Here is a 15,422-nt window from a genome sequence, read left to right as displayed (position 1 = left end):
TTAATTTTCAATAAATTAATACTTTAATTTTATCATATTCATCAAATATTATCAAATGTCTTCCAATAAATCTATTTTAAATGCATCTAATTAGTTTATAATACTTATAATTAAATAATCATCGTGAGATAATTATTCACTGTCTATTTTCACCATACGATACCCTATTCCAATATGCGTCTGAATATACTTAGGCTCACTCGTATTAATTTCAATTTTTTTACGTAAAGAAGCCATATATACCCTTAGAGAAGACAAATCACTTTCTATTGCATTTGTCCAAACTTTATCTAATATAAAATGATGTGTTAGAACCTTTCCAACATTTTTTGCCAAAAGACATATCAAGTTATATTCTATTGGCATCAGATGTATTTCCTTTTCATCTAATGTTACTACTGCAGATGTATAATCAATTGTTAAATTGCCATTGTGAAAGACGGATTCTTCCACTGCACCTCTTGATTCCAAATACTGAATTCTTCTTAATGTAGCGCGAAGTCTGGCCAGAAGTTCTTCCACACTAAAAGGTTTTGTAATATAATCATCTGCTCCTGCATCCAAGGCTTGTATCTTATCCCTATCATCACTACGAGCACTAATTACGATAATCGGTACCACAGACCATGAACGTATCTTTTTAATCACATCTACGCCATCTATATCTGGGAGGCCTAAATCTAATAGAATAATATCCGCACTACCTGAAGTCGCTGCAAGTAAAGCCTTTGTTCCATTTTCAGCCGTCATATACTTATAATTCTGAGTTTCTAATGTAGTTGTTATTAGATTTCTAATTGGTGGATCATCCTCAACAACCAAAATCGTTGGTTTTCCATATATCATTATTGTTGCTCCCATTTCTGCACATCTTTTATTGGCTCGCTCTGCGAGGCAATGCGCATAATTAAAGAATGCTTGGCATTCCTTCTTGTAAAAGTGCTTTTTCTTTTACATTCACCTCTTCTGCATTTAAAGTAAATCGAAAAACAGTTCCACTCGGTTTATTGTCATATACACTAATTTGTCCTCCATGTGCATTTATAATGGATTTACATAACGCAAGTCCAAGACCCATTCCCCTGCGTCCGTCAGCAACCGGACTATTTACTGTATAAAACATATCAAATAATTTTTCTTTTTGCTCGTCTTCAATACCTTTCCCATTATCAGATACTTCTATGATAATTTGATGTTTTCTTTTTTTTGTAGAAATTTGTATTTTTGAACCTTCTTCCGTATATTTAATCGCATTATCAACTAAATTAATAATTACCTGCATCATTAATTTGGCATCCATTTTTGCCATAAGAAACTCATCTTCTTGATCTACAACAATATTATGTTTTATACTTTTTCGATTGATATGTCTTAGCGCTTCTGAAATGACATCATCCAACAATTCTGCCTGTAAATTCAGATTCATTGTGCCATTTTCAATACGGGTAACAGACAACAAGTTTTCTACCAAATTAATTAACCACATGGAATCATCATAAATATCTACATATAGCTTTTGCTTTTGATCACTACTTATTTTATCGGCATTTCCAATTAAAATTCCAGCATTTCCTGAAATACTGGTGAGCGGAGTTCGCAAATCATGCGAAATGGAACGTAATAAATTAGCGCGTAGCTGTTCTTGCTGCAACTTTATATCCGCTTCCTTTTGTGCTCCTAGCAATTCTTCTTTTTCTAGTGCCAATGAGCATTCGTTTAAAATAGCGCTCATCATGTCTTTTTCAAATGCAGGAATTTCTCTTTCCTCCATCTCAATTCCAACCACAGCAAATACTTTTTCACTATTACGCACTGCAAGATATAGGCACTTTGCTCCGGGTAGCGTTGTAGTTGAAAATCCAGCATGTTTATTGTTCTTAAACGTCCATTCAGCAACTGCAAGTTCTTCCTTATTTAAAACATATTCCGGCTTTTCAGCAACCTTATATAAATAAGGTTCTTTATTATATTCCGGATTACCAAAGAAAAAATGAATATTTTTCTCTAACAGTTTTCCTAATTGCTCTGCCGTATTTATAATTATTTCTTTAGAAGTATCCGCCTTTTGCAACTTCTGACTTGTCTCTAAAAGAATTTCTGTACGATACGCTTTTTTTGCAGCCTCCCTGGCATGATTTTTTACTTTTTGTGTTAATGAAGAGCTAATAAATGCGGTTACAAACATAATAACAACCGTCACAATATATTGCGGATCACTAACTGTAAATGTCATCGTTGGCTCAATAAAGAAAAAATTAAATACAAACACACTTGCAATACTGTAAATCACACTATACTTTCTTTGACCTGTAGCTAGGGACGTGAATAAAACGCTTAGTATATATACCATTATGATATTTGCATCACTAAAATTCATATAACGAAATAAATAAGCTATTAATGTTGCAACAACCATGATACCCACTGATGCCATGATATCATTAAAAACATTTGCTCTTTGTAATGTACTTATAGTAATTTTTTTTCTTATGACATATTTCTTTTCATACGCATCTGGTACCAAAAATATTTCTAATTGTGGTGCTAATTTTGTCAGTCGTTCTGAAAAGCTTTCCTTTATAGAAAACATAGTTCTTTTTGTATATGTCCTACCAAGCACAACTTTTGACACTCTTGCAACTTTTGCATACTCTGCAATTTGCTCTGCAATATCACTACCATAAGAAGTTACCAGCTTAGCTCCTAATTGCTCTGCAAGTCTTGTGTTTCTATTCAATCTTTCTATATTATCTTTTGATAATTCCGAAAACTCTGAAGTCTCGACATGAAAAGCAGTAAACTTACCATGAAAAGCGCTAGCCATTCTAGCTGCCTGCCTAATGACTTTTTCATTAGAAGGCGATGGTGATAGACATATCAAAATATGCTCAACTGATATTCCATCTGATTCTCTATTTCTAAGTAATGTTTTCTCTTGTATCATATTTACTCTATCAGCCATTCTTCGTAATGCAATTTCTCGAAGCGACACTAGATTATCTATAGTAAAAAAGTTATTCAATGCATTCTTAGCTTGTTTATCTTTATATACTTTCCCTTGTTTTAAGCGCTCTAATAATTCTTCCGGTTCAAAATCTACCAATTCCACTTGTGTTGCTTCGTCAAATACAGAATCTGGGATTCTCTCTCTTACTATGATTCCCGAAATTCCTGCAATCATATCATTTAAACTTTCCAGATGCTGAACATTTACGGTAGTGTATACATCAATCCCTGCTGTAAGAAGTTCTTTAATATCCTGATATCTTTTTTCGTGCCTGCATCCTTTGGGATTCGAATGAGCAAGTTCATCTACCAAAACAATCTGCGGTTTTCTCTTCAATGTGGCATCCAAATTAAACTCATTAAGCAAAATATTATTATAACTAACGGATTTTGTAGGAATCATTTCCAATCCTTTGGTCAGTTCTATCGTTTCCGGTCTTGTATGTGGCTCAACATAGCCAATTACCACATCTATTCCTGCTGATTTTGCAACATGCGCAGCCTCCAACATAGCATAAGTTTTCCCTATACCTGCCGCATATCCAAAAAATATCTTAAGTTTACCTTTTCCTTGTTGCATTTCATTTTCTTCAATATATTTTAAAATCGCATCCGGATCCCGATAATTCTCTCTCATTTTAACCCCTCCCTCCACTTACCGTTCCTTACTTACCAATTCGCTTGTTCCCTTATTTTATAATTATATCTTAATTTAAATGTAAAAGCTCACATCACAACGTAACCAGTGAATAATCATTTATCATTATATATTTTGCCGCAGACCGGCTGAAAGTAGCGCTAATATTTTTTCCAAGACTCAGATGAAAATCGAACGAAGTGAGACTTTTCATCATCTCTGAGGCTTGCAAAAAAATATGCTACTTGAAGGAAAGGCAAGGCAAAATATATAATGATAAATGGTTATTCACTCAACACCTCCAACATGAGTTTTCACCTCAAATCTAAATATCATTATAACATTCCTTAATTCAGTATACCATCCAATGCCAAATTTACTTTTAGGACATTCACTGTACTTTCTCCAAAAATTCCAAGTAATCTACCTGTTGTATATTTATCAATGATTTTATTAACATCACTTACACTTAAATTACGCGCTTTCGCGATTCGAGCCACCTGATATTTTGCAGCCGCAACACTGACACCAGGATCAATTCCACTTCCTGAACCAGTTATTAAATCAACTGGGATTTTATCGGTATCTGCATCTGGATTTGCATCCTTAATTTTTTGTACCCTTTGGGCAATCAGCTTTTTATATTCATCACTTGCTGGTGTTAGATTAGATGCTGCTTTCGCATACATAACTGAATTACCTTCACTATCCGTAAATGTAGATGTATCTACGCTCATAACTCTGCCCCACATATACTCATTACTCGTATATTGCTGACCCAAAAGCTCACTACCATACTTTACGCCATTTACTTCAATAATGCTTCCATTTGCCTTATTATTAAAGAATACTTGTGATATTCCAGTTATTATAAGGGGATAAATCACTCCGCAAATGATTGTAATAATTAAAATTAAAACAGCAGCTTTGGGTAATATTGATTTTATATTTTTCATAATTTCCTCATTTCCTAGGCTAAGCCTATTGCAACAATTAACATATCAATCAGTTTAACAAATATAAATGGTGTTATTATACCACCAAGACCATATACCAAAAGATTTTGTGACAATAGCTTTCCTGCTGGAACTTCTCTATATTTAACTCCTTTTAGTGCCAATGGTATTAATGCTATAATAACCAGAGCATTATATATGATTGCTGCAAATACAGCGCTTTGTGCACTATGCAGTCTCATTATATTTAAAGCTGTCAATTCTGGATATATTCCAATAAATAAAGCAGGAATAATAGCAAAATATTTTGCAAGGTCATTTGCGATACTAAACGTTGTAAGACTGCCTCTGGTCATCAAGAGTTGTTTACCAATTCTTACAATTTCAATTAATTTTGTTGGTGAAGAATCCAGATCCACCATGTTTCCTGCTTCTTTAGCTGCTTGTGTGCCTGTATTCATTGCCACTGCTACATCGGCCTGTGCTAATGCAGGAGCATCATTTGTTCCATCACCTGTCATTGCTACAAGATGTCCCTTTGCCTGGAAATCCCTTATCATTGTTAATTTTCCTTCTGGTGTCGCTTCAGCAAGGAAATCATCAACCCCTGCCTCTGCCGCAATTGCTGCTGCTGTTAATGGATTATCACCCGTTATCATGATTGTCTTAATTCCCATTTTTCTCATATCGGCAAATTTTTCTTTTACGCCGGATTTAACGATATCCTTTAAATAAATCACACCTATAATGATGTGGTCTTTTGAAACTACAAGAGGCGTTCCACCTAATTTTGCGATTTTTTGAACTGCCAGGTCACATTCCTCGCTATATATCTCACCGAAATTTTGCACATATTCCTTCATAGAATCTGCTGCACCTTTACGTATTTCACTGTCTTTAATATTAACACCGCTCATTCTCGTCAAAGCAGAAAAAGGGACAAATTCCATTTTAAGTTCATTTAATTTACGTTCTCTAATATTAAATTTTTCTTTGGCAAGTACTACAATACTTCTACCTTCCGGTGTTTCATCCGGTAATGAAGATAATTGAGCAGCATCAGCAAGTTCCTCAATACTGTGACCATCAACTGGCATAAACTCACTTGCCTGTCTGTTTCCAAGTGTAATTGTTCCCGTTTTATCAAGCATAAGAATATCTACATCACCGGCAGCTTCTATTGCTCTACCACTCATCGCTAAGACATTTGCTTGATTTAGTCTGCTCATTCCCGCTATACCAATTGAAGACAATAATGCTCCTATTGTAGTTGGTGCCAAACATACCAAAAGTGCTATTAGTGATGTGATTGAGATTGGATTTACAATTCCTGCTTGTTTTGAAGAAAATACTGAAAATGAATATAATGACGCTGTTACAAGTATAAATATTACTGTTAATGCCAATAAAAATATCTGCAAAGCAATTTCATTTGGTGTCTTTTTTCTTGCAGATCCTTCAACCATTGCGATCATCTTATCAAGAAAGCTTTCTCCTACTTCACTGGTCACTTCAATTACAAGCCAGTCTGAAATAACAGTAGTTCCGCCCGTCACTGCACTTCTATCGCCTCCAGCTTCTCTAATTACGGGAGCGGATTCACCAGTTATGGCACTTTCATCAACTGATGCGGCACCTTCAACAACTTCACCATCTGCTGGAACCTGTTCTCCAACATTGATATATACCAAATCACCTTTTTTTAACAAGGCAGATGATATTGATTCCTGCTTATCTTTTTTATCTAAGGATTGAATTTTATGAGCCAAGACATCTTTTTTTGCTGCACGAAGTGAATCAGCCTGAGCCTTTCCTCTACCTTCTGCTATTGCTTCTGCAAAATTTGCAAATAAAACTGTGAACCATAAAATAACTGCGATTCCGAATATATAACCTGACGGTGCATCCTTTATACCAAATAATGAAAGTACGAATAACGCACTTGTCAAAATTGCACATACATATACCAAAAACATAACCAAATTATTTATTTGTACTTTTGGTGATAATTTTTTAAATGAATCTTTGATTGCTAATGTAATCATTTTCTTATCTATACTACCACTTTTTTTATTATTCTTCATTTTAACCGCCTCCTGTCTACATTATCATTTTAAGATGCTCTGCAATTGGACCAAGTGCCAACACTGGGAAAAAGCTTAATGCTCCTATTAATAATATTACAAATATTAATAAGAATACAAACATTGTGTTGGTCGTTGATAAAGTACCGCTTGTAACCGCTATCTTTTTCTTTTTAGCAAGACTTCCAGCTATCGCTAACATCGCTAACAATGGCACAAATCTTGCAAATAACATAACAACTCCAAGTGAAATATTCAAAAATGGAGTATCTGCAGCAAGACCCGCAAATGCGGAACCATTATTACCTCCAGCTGAAGAATATGCATATAATATTTCTGAAAAGCCATGAGCGCCTGAATTCGTTAAACTATTCGTTATAGATGGAACTAGTGTTGCAATTCCACTTCCTACTAATATAGCCACTGGCGTTGCAAGACAAGCAAACACTGCCATTTTCATTTCGAAAGGTTCAATTTTTTTGCCCAAAAACTCTGGCGTTCGACCGACCATCAATCCTGCTATAAATACTGTTAATATTGCAAATCCAATCATTCCATATAGTCCACACCCAACTCCACCAAATATTACTTCACCAAGCTGTATTAACAACATTAATGAAATTCCACCCATTGGGGTATATGAATCAAGCATTGAGTTTACAGAACCATTTGAAGCAGCTGTTGTAAATACAGACCAGGTTACAGATGAGGCTATACCAAATCTTGATTCCTTGCCTTCCATATTTCCGCCGGACTGGTTAACCGTACTTGAATCTACCGAAGTATTACTTGTAACTTGTGGTGTTCCAGTATGTTCACTGATTGCAGTAATTGTTAATGCAGTCAATAAAACGATCATCATTGCTGAAAATATCGCAATGCCCTGTTTTTTATTTTTAATATTTCTTCCAAACGTAAAGCAAAGTGCTGCTGGTATCAAAAGTATTGATAGCATTTCTAGAATGTTTGAAAGTATGGTTGGATTTTCTAATGGAAATGCTGAGTTAGCTCCAAAAAATCCTCCTCCATTTGTTCCTAGTTGCTTAATCGCGATTTGGCTTGCAGCTAATCCCATAGGAACTATTTCCTGCGTAACCGTCTGACCATTGTCTAATGTGATTGGCTGTACTAAATTTACAGTTTCATAAGAACCAGGATTTTGTACAACGCCTTGTGATACTAATAACACTGATAGAATGATTGACAATGGAATTAAAACATATAAAATAATTCTTGTAAAATCTACCCAGAAATTCCCTAGTTGTTCTTTTTGTTTATTTATAAAGCCTCTAATCACTACAAATAACACGGAAATTCCAACTGCTGCTGATATGAAATTTTGAACTGTAAACCCTACCGTTTGTGTGAAGTAAGATGCCTGCGCTTCACCACTATATGCTTGCCAGTTCGTATTTGTAACAAAGCTTACCGCAGTGTTAAATGCCAAAGGTATGCCCATTCCTTTTATACCTTGTGGATTAAAAGGTAAAATACCTTGTAATAATAGAATTAGAAATAATACTGTGAAACTGATTCCACTAATCCAGAGAATACATGCTCCATACTTTTTCCAATTCATCTCTTCGCTACTGTCAATTTTTAAAAATCGATAGACTAATTTTTCGCATGGTACTAATATTTTTGATAATAATACCTTTTCACCATTCATAACTTTTCCAATATACAGTCCTAATGGAATTGCCAATAAAACTAAAATGACAATATAAAAAATATATTGATTCATTGAATTTACCATTTTTTTCAGCTCCGTTCATTTTTTTGATTTCTTTAATTCTAACCTAACATATAATCTTTAATACTTATTATCAAATATATCATTTGCAATATTAAATGGGTGTTAGAAATGTTATGGGCTGCATTAAAGTTACGTTAAAGCCAAAAAAAGTATAGTGAAGTGCCCACCCTATAATTGGAAATGGTCACTTTACTATACTTATTTTTTAAATATATTATATTCTATATGCGCTATTCTAGTTTTTTCTTTTAATTCATTAAACACTTTAATTACTAAATACCTGCACATAATAGAATCCTTGATGTCCGTTGCAAACACCTGGTGCAACTCCTATGCCAATTTGATTATATGCTGTGCTAATCATATTTTTGTAATGGCCTTCCGACCCAGCCCAATCTTTAACTGGACTTCTTAGATTATCTGAATTCCATGCCAGATTTTCACCCGCCGAAGTATATGCATAGCCATATATATCATATACCGTAAAACAAGCCAACCCATTCGGTCTTGTGTGTGAAAGCACAGTCGAATTTGCCATTTCTGCCGCCCGAAACATAGCCATTTGAGTCAATGTCGCATTTTCACTCAACGCACTTGCGCCGACCCCAGATCTGATTGCATTTGTTTCGTTAAGGATAGTTGACACCATATTTCTATAGGAATTATTTAGTGCTATTGCCTTTGTTCTTGCCTCATCATCGGTTATGATGGTGCTTGGATTATCAGTTGATGTGTCTTTTTGCTTCTCATCTGATGCTGTTTTTTGTGTTGGTTTTTGTGTTGGCGCTTCTGTTGGTGCTTCTGTAGGTGCTTCTGTAGGTGCTTCTGTTGGCGCTTCTATCGGTGCTTCTGTTGGCACTTCTGTTGATACTTGTGAATGAACTCTCCAATAGTCATTTAAATTAGCAAGTGCAAACGTGGATTCATTATACGTTGCATGCCCATATAAATCACCAGTTATAATTGCTACATTTTCTGATTCCCACATATTTTTTGTAATTTCATTGAATTGCGAGCTATTATGGATTGCTTTTTCATTACCTCCTATAATCGCAACGGATGCAACCACAAATATTATTATTGTAAATTTAACTAATTTATTTTTCATTATATATCCTCGATATATTCTGTTTTTTAAAACAAGTATTCCTTTTTATTGGTTACCTATCGAATTTTTAAACCATTTTCCTGTATCTGACAAATCACTATCACTCCATGCACTCAGCGCGTTGCATTCCGGATTAATTAGTGCTGAAGATTCGTTCTTATTGCTAAGACTCCATGCAATAAAACTAATGTTATTTTCATTTAGTAATTTGAGCCATGTATTAGCGGAATCATAGTTGATACCACCATTACCACTTTCATCACAAATGCTACACTCGCTTACAAATACTGGCACTCCCGAACTTTTGGCCAAAATCAGCTTATTCCTTATGATATCAAAATGCGTTCCAGCATAAAAATGAAGGATATACATAGTATTGTTATCATTTATCTTATTGCCAATTACGTCCTCTACATCTTGTGACCATGTATTGGTTCCAACAAGTACAATAGCATCACTGTCATGGCTTCTTATTGTGGTAATGACTTCTTCTGCGTAAGGCTTTATATCTTTTACCCAACTAGACTGCTGTGGCTCGTTACATATTTCATAGATTACATTTGTATATCCTGCGTACTTGTCCGACATTTCATCAAAGAACGCTATCGCCTCTGCCTTATTCTTCTGAGGATTATAATCACTAAGGATATGCCAATCAATTATCACGTACATTCCAAGATCGGTTGCATATTTGACACCATTATTAATGAGTTGCTTAAGTGCAGCCTTATCACCGCCATTACAATATCCGCCATACTCCTCTGTATACATTGCTAGTCTTACAACATTCGCTCCCCAATCATCTCTCAAGGTCCTAAATGTATCAGTATTCACATACTCTGGGTACCAAGCAAGTCCATGTGTGCTTACGCCCTTAAGCTGATATGGATTACCTTTACAGTCAACTAGATTGGTTCCTGAAACGGACAGTTTTCCATGATTTTCTAGAGGGATTGTACTTATATCTTTTGATGCCACGGGTATAATCGTTGATCCATTATCTTTATTTGACTCAGTTTGTTTTTGTATCGTGGATGTTACTTTTTCGTTCGATACTTGCATATAATCGCCTCCTTTTTCTCCGGTTCCTTTATTTTCTAATACTCCACATGCTTTTAATATAATAAATACAAGCATAAGAACTGCAGAAATGCAGAGTCCAATATACAATACGTATTTTCGCTTCATATATTTGTCTCCTTCAACATCGTTTATATTCTAGGATGTATTCCATTTTTTACTAATATTATAACATAAAAAGGCAATATGTAAATAAATTGGATTCCTCTGTTTTTATGACACCTATATGTTTCTGAAATTTTTTTCAAAGTACATACTGTTTTTTATAACAAGTTCTCTTGTTCTCGAATATTATGATATATAACATATTTTTAAGGAGATATTTTATGTTACTAAATCAAGCAGAAGAATTTACTTTGGGACAAATTACTGGGACTTCATCTTTCTTAATGATATCCCTTAATATATTTGGGATTATATTTGGCTTTTTAGCTGTTTTAATAACTATTTCGATCATAATCTTTTTTATTATAAATAAACCAAGAAAAGTCAAAAAAAAAGCAAATGAGTCAAGTACCTATATAAAAGGTAATAGTACAGAACAGCTCAACAAATTAAACAAAGATTTAAAGCCATATGGCTTCGCCTATGATATGTACGAAGATGTATTTTATTCACTAATGGAATGTTGGCAAAGAGATTTGGGTTATTGTAGACTTTATGATGAAACATGCGCAACGCTTAGTATGATTATAGATTGTGAACCCATCCATTTTGAGTATAACGGAATCAATTGGTTAATAGAATTTTGGAAGGGACAATATGGAATGACTACCGGCGGTGAGATTGGTATTTACTATACGAAAGGACCGAATCTAAATATTCCAGGGTTTTTTAATGGAACATTTTATTACAGTGTGAGTGATGAAGACCGCATTAATATGGCCTTTGCTTTTCGAAAAGATAAAGATTTACTTTTTACTAGAAACGGATATCATTGGTGGTTAACTGGTTTTAAACTTGGTGAATTTTCAAAACCATCCGAGCTCTCCATGGATATTGTACTTGAATTATATGATACAAATATGTGTGATGCCTTTGTAGAAGCTTTAAAAAATGCAGGATACAAAAACGATGAATACTCAGTTAGTGGGCGAATTGTAAACATTAACTTCGACAAACCTCATACAGCACAGCCTTTTACTCGAACTGCTTTTACTGATTATATTATGGAAAAGAACAACCAATCCCTTTGTAGCACTTATCAAAATATGACTGATGAGTCTAATGATACTCTGGATAAATTGGAAATTTTACGAAATCGAGCTCCAAAAATGTACTATCAAATTTTGAATGTCGGTAAATCACCTCAAATTTTTGATTCATTTCGTAACCTCGGCGGTTTCATTAACAAATCAGACGAAAAAAGAGAGGAATGATGGTATGTCTACTTCAAAACGCTTATCCTCGCTCATGTCAACTTCAAAGGTTATCCACTTCGATGAAACCTCAAAGTTTATTATTATGAGCGATTGTCATCGTGGAGAAGGTAATTGGAGTGATAATTTTTCAAATAATCAAAGTCTTTTTTTTACCGCACTTGACTATTATTATAAAAGAGATTTCACATATGTCGAGCTTGGAGATGGCGACGAGCTTTGGGAAAATAGAAAGATGAAAAACATTATCAAAAATCATAGTGATGCATTTTGGCTTATGTCCCTTTTTTATCGAGAAGGACGTTTGCATCTGATATATGGTAATCATGATATTGTAAAAAGAAATCCTCGCTATATTCAAAAAACTTGCAATTCATTCTATTGTGATAGTTCCAATTCTAAGCGAGCACTTTTTCCTGGCATAAAAATAACTGAAGGATTAATCCTTCAGTACCGAAATACAAATGATAAAATTTTACTAGCTCATGGTCATCAGGGTGATTTTATAAATGATGAATTATGGATGTTATCTCGTTTTCTGGTTCGCTATTTATGGAAACCTTTAGAACTTATTGGCATTCAAGATCCTACAAGTACCTCTGGAAATAGTGAAAAGAAAAATTATATAGAAAAAAACATGATTAGTTGGGTGAAAAATACCAAACACATGTTGATAGCAGGCCATACCCACGTTCCAGCATTCCCTAAAGTTGGAGAACCTTTATATTTTAATGATGGATGCTGTGTCCATCCTAGGTGCATTACTGGAATTGAAATTGCAAATGGAAGTATTGCTTTAGTTAAATGGTCCATTATGACAAGACCTGATCGAGTCTTGTATATCGGTAGAAAAGTATTAGAGGGGCCCGTAGAATTAACTGATTATTTTATGAAATAACAATAAATAATAATAATAATAATAATAATAAGGCCAATGAAAAAGTCATTTACATGCACTTTTCATTGACCTTATTTTAATATGAATCTAAATGCACTCTATTTAGAATCTAAAGCTTCAACTTTCCAACACTAGCAGCATAAATTATAAATTCATTATCATTTTCAAATGATGGTGTTGAATCTAATCCTAACAATCCATCTGCTAATTCTTGACTATAAGCACCAATGGCACAAGCACCACAGCTAATTGCTTCACTTGCAAGATAGAGATTCTGACATACGTGCCCTACATCAACCAATGCATATTTTGGTGCAATCTTACCATAACGCCACTCACTACGATAAGGAATTACCGTCCATACAAAGCACACTGCTGCATTCGCAAAAAAAGTCTGACCCGAAAATGCCTCACTTAGCCTGTCTACTTGATTTTCAACTGACTTTATAAATTCCAACTTGTGTTCCAACGCTAAATAGTGATATAACCCTGGCTCCAATCCATCTACTCGATTTATAAAAAGATAGGATTCAAATGGATGTCTTGCGCCAGCAGATGGAACCGTACGAAGTGTCGCTTTTTTTTGTTTACCCACTACTTGCTTCACTCCTTGTGTAGCCCAAAGCAGAAACGCTAGTTCATCCTGAGAAAGGGCCTCATCTGTATATATACGCTTACTAGTTCTAGAATTAAGCAAATCTAAATAGTTATTGTTTTTTACCACATTATCAAAATCCTTGGTGAGCGAAATAAGCTTACTCCCTCCACACGGTTTCTCCATTGGAGGTTGTGGTAGACCTTCCTTCTCATCACTTATCATATCATCAGAAATAGTTTTCATAATTTCTCTTAATTCCATGATTTTTACTTTAGTATTATCATCATTCATAACTACTCCTGTCTACCGCTTTATCGGCTTTTATTCTTTATGGTATTTTTGCGCATCTTAGTACATCTATTTCGTTTCGTGCAAATGGAAAATCAATTATTTTACTTTTTTGTTTTTTGAAAAAACCGAACGAAAAATACCAAATCCCGACCAAATTGAGAGTGCATAACCAATTGCCAAATCTTTAATGAAAGAGCCCCAAACATCGGCATATGTGAGGTATTCTGGTAGATTTTTAAATGATGTAACTAAATTATTCATGCTATAATTACCATCAAAATAATATTTACAGAAATTTAAAGCATATGATGAATAATCAGCAACAAAAATCATGATTAAGGCAATGATTAAAGAAATAATCTGTCCCTTTTTATCTAAGCGACCCGATAATCCACTATAACCCTTAATTGCAAAATACATCATTGCAAATCCAGCTATCCCAGCTATAAATCCAAGTTCTCCAATAATAATCCAAATAACACCGCCGAGCATGGCTCCAATAAATGCTCCTATCGTACCAAGAACTACATTGCTTTTAACTAATTGTGCATCTGTATCAATATCTATACTATTATTACCCATACCTCTTGTATAAAAACCGCCTTCGAAGCCATATACAATATCTGGCAAACAAGTTCTTATATTATTTACTATATCATTTAATAATTCATTCCCTCTATTATCTAGTTTAATGATAGCAATTTCATGTTGTCTATCATCATTTGTTACAACCGTAATAGAACTTTTAGGCTTTTTCTTGTTGTTGCCATATACACATCCATAAACTTGTTTTATTTCTGATAATTTTATAATCTCAAATCCGTGCACTGTACTAATGATATAACTGCTCGTTAAATATAGACTTTGAGACTCAAAATATTTGGTTGTTATTTCATTAATTTCCCTATCAGCATCCTTAATTGCTGTATTATCTAGTCTATCTAATGTAGTCTTACGAAGTTTGAAACTCTTTCTTTCCTTATCCATTAGATAAATATAAATAAAAGCTAATACCAAGAAAATCAAAATGCACAAGCTCATAAATGCATAGTTTCCTGATGGCTGTTGCGTCGTATCCAAATAATAATCTCCAAATACTGTATTAAAATTACTCGTATTAACCACATTACTGTTATAGAACGTATTAAATGAATCAACTGCCAAACCAGTTATTTCATCATCTATCTTTCGTGGTGTACCCTTTAATGTAACTTCGGCAGGAGCACTTCCTGTATTCGAATATGTATAGTCTATTATGTCTTTGTATTGATTCATATCTTCTGCTTTTACCGCTACTATGTATGGATTATTATCCTTATCAATCGCGAATAGATAATTTATACTATCATCGTACTCAGCCGCAAACTCATCTGATAAATACTCTGGGGTTAACTTACTATAACTTGATTCTGCACTCTTGGGATTAAACGTCTGTACATTTTCCTTACTTTTACTTATTTCAATTTTTACGAATACGTAACCCAAAACACTTCCAATAATCGTAATAACCATAAGTGCTATTAAGATAATATGCACCCTTCTATTTGGTCGTCTTTCTAATAATTTATTCATAGATTCTGAATATTGATATTCCATTATTTCTCCTTACCCTCATCTTATTTTTTAATT

The 15,422-nt window shown here is 34.1% G+C and carries 11 protein-coding genes; 2 read left to right on the top strand and 9 right to left on the bottom strand.

Features of this window, described 5'->3' with window-relative positions:
* Nucleotides 1-132: 132 nt before the first annotated feature.
* From BMY18_RS08370 to BMY18_RS08340, 7 genes are all read right to left on the bottom strand, one after another.
* Nucleotides 133-846 carry a response regulator gene (locus tag BMY18_RS08370; protein WP_092452742.1) on the bottom strand — a complete coding sequence of 238 codons (714 nt, stop codon included), beginning with the start codon at nucleotides 844-846 and terminating at the stop codon, nucleotides 133-135.
* Nucleotides 847-907: 61 nt separating this feature from the next.
* Complete coding sequence (locus BMY18_RS08365; RefSeq protein ID WP_092452739.1) at nucleotides 908-3,643, bottom strand: sensor histidine kinase; 2,736 nt, start codon at nucleotides 3,641-3,643, stop codon at nucleotides 908-910.
* Nucleotides 3,644-3,990: 347 nt separating this feature from the next.
* A complete protein-coding gene (gene kdpC / locus BMY18_RS08360) occupies nucleotides 3,991-4,599 on the bottom strand; it encodes a K(+)-transporting ATPase subunit C (RefSeq protein ID WP_092452736.1) in 609 nt (202 codons plus the stop codon).
* Between the two features lie 14 nt (nucleotides 4,600-4,613).
* Nucleotides 4,614-6,683 (bottom strand): potassium-transporting ATPase subunit KdpB, encoded by a 2,070-nt coding sequence (kdpB, locus tag BMY18_RS08355; protein ID WP_092452733.1) that lies wholly within the window; start codon nucleotides 6,681-6,683, stop codon nucleotides 4,614-4,616.
* A 16-nt stretch (nucleotides 6,684-6,699) separates the two neighbouring features.
* Complete coding sequence (gene kdpA, locus BMY18_RS08350; protein WP_092452730.1) at nucleotides 6,700-8,439, bottom strand: potassium-transporting ATPase subunit KdpA; 1,740 nt, start codon at nucleotides 8,437-8,439, stop codon at nucleotides 6,700-6,702.
* A gap of 265 nt (nucleotides 8,440-8,704) precedes the next feature.
* A complete protein-coding gene (locus BMY18_RS08345) occupies nucleotides 8,705-9,547 on the bottom strand; it encodes a CAP domain-containing protein (protein ID WP_092452727.1) in 843 nt (280 codons plus the stop codon).
* Nucleotides 9,548-9,592: 45 nt separating this feature from the next.
* Nucleotides 9,593-10,735, bottom strand: a complete 1,143-nt coding sequence (locus BMY18_RS08340; protein ID WP_092452724.1) for a glycoside hydrolase family 5 protein — start codon at nucleotides 10,733-10,735, stop codon at nucleotides 9,593-9,595.
* A 218-nt stretch (nucleotides 10,736-10,953) separates the two neighbouring features.
* Between BMY18_RS08340 and BMY18_RS08335 the strand changes: the two genes are divergently transcribed.
* A complete protein-coding gene (locus BMY18_RS08335) occupies nucleotides 10,954-12,006 on the top strand; it encodes a DUF4474 domain-containing protein (protein WP_170841351.1) in 1,053 nt (350 codons plus the stop codon).
* A 4-nt stretch (nucleotides 12,007-12,010) separates the two neighbouring features.
* Entirely contained in the window at nucleotides 12,011-12,904 is an 894-nt protein-coding gene (locus BMY18_RS08330) for a metallophosphoesterase (RefSeq protein ID WP_092452718.1), read from the top strand.
* Between the two features lie 109 nt (nucleotides 12,905-13,013).
* Here BMY18_RS08330 and BMY18_RS08325 read toward each other — a convergent pair whose 3' ends face one another.
* Nucleotides 13,014-13,793: a SagB/ThcOx family dehydrogenase gene (locus BMY18_RS08325; RefSeq protein ID WP_092452715.1), complete on the bottom strand. Its 780-nt coding sequence runs from the start codon at nucleotides 13,791-13,793 to the stop codon at nucleotides 13,014-13,016.
* Between the two features lie 96 nt (nucleotides 13,794-13,889).
* Nucleotides 13,890-15,389 (bottom strand): DUF6709 family protein, encoded by a 1,500-nt coding sequence (locus tag BMY18_RS08320; RefSeq protein ID WP_092452712.1) that lies wholly within the window; start codon nucleotides 15,387-15,389, stop codon nucleotides 13,890-13,892.
* Nucleotides 15,390-15,422: the final 33 nt, after the last annotated feature.

The organism is [Clostridium] fimetarium (genome assembly GCF_900111235.1).
GTDB lineage: Bacteria > Bacillota > Clostridia > Lachnospirales > Lachnospiraceae > Clostridium_N > Clostridium_N fimetarium.
This window is presented reverse-complemented; position numbering and strand designations above follow the sequence as displayed.

Bases quoted from the DNA above. Each gene is read 5' to 3' on its own strand.
- BMY18_RS08370 (WP_092452742.1), bottom strand. From the start codon at position 846: ATGATATATGGAAAACCAACGATTTTGGTTGTTGAGGATGATCCACCA.
- BMY18_RS08365 (WP_092452739.1), bottom strand. From the start codon at position 3,643: ATGAGAGAGAATTATCGGGATCCGGATGCGATTTTAAAATATATTGAA.
- kdpC (WP_092452736.1), bottom strand. From the start codon at position 4,599: ATGAAAAATATAAAATCAATATTACCCAAAGCTGCTGTTTTAATTTTA.
- kdpB (WP_092452733.1), bottom strand. From the start codon at position 6,683: ATGAAGAATAATAAAAAAAGTGGTAGTATAGATAAGAAAATGATTACA.
- kdpA (WP_092452730.1), bottom strand. From the start codon at position 8,439: ATGGTAAATTCAATGAATCAATATATTTTTTATATTGTCATTTTAGTT.
- BMY18_RS08345 (WP_092452727.1), bottom strand. From the start codon at position 9,547: ATGAAAAATAAATTAGTTAAATTTACAATAATAATATTTGTGGTTGCA.
- BMY18_RS08340 (WP_092452724.1), bottom strand. From the start codon at position 10,735: ATGAAGCGAAAATACGTATTGTATATTGGACTCTGCATTTCTGCAGTT.
- BMY18_RS08335 (WP_170841351.1), top strand. From the start codon at position 10,954: ATGTTACTAAATCAAGCAGAAGAATTTACTTTGGGACAAATTACTGGG.
- BMY18_RS08330 (WP_092452718.1), top strand. From the start codon at position 12,011: ATGTCTACTTCAAAACGCTTATCCTCGCTCATGTCAACTTCAAAGGTT.
- BMY18_RS08325 (WP_092452715.1), bottom strand. From the start codon at position 13,793: ATGAATGATGATAATACTAAAGTAAAAATCATGGAATTAAGAGAAATT.
- BMY18_RS08320 (WP_092452712.1), bottom strand. From the start codon at position 15,389: ATGGAATATCAATATTCAGAATCTATGAATAAATTATTAGAAAGACGA.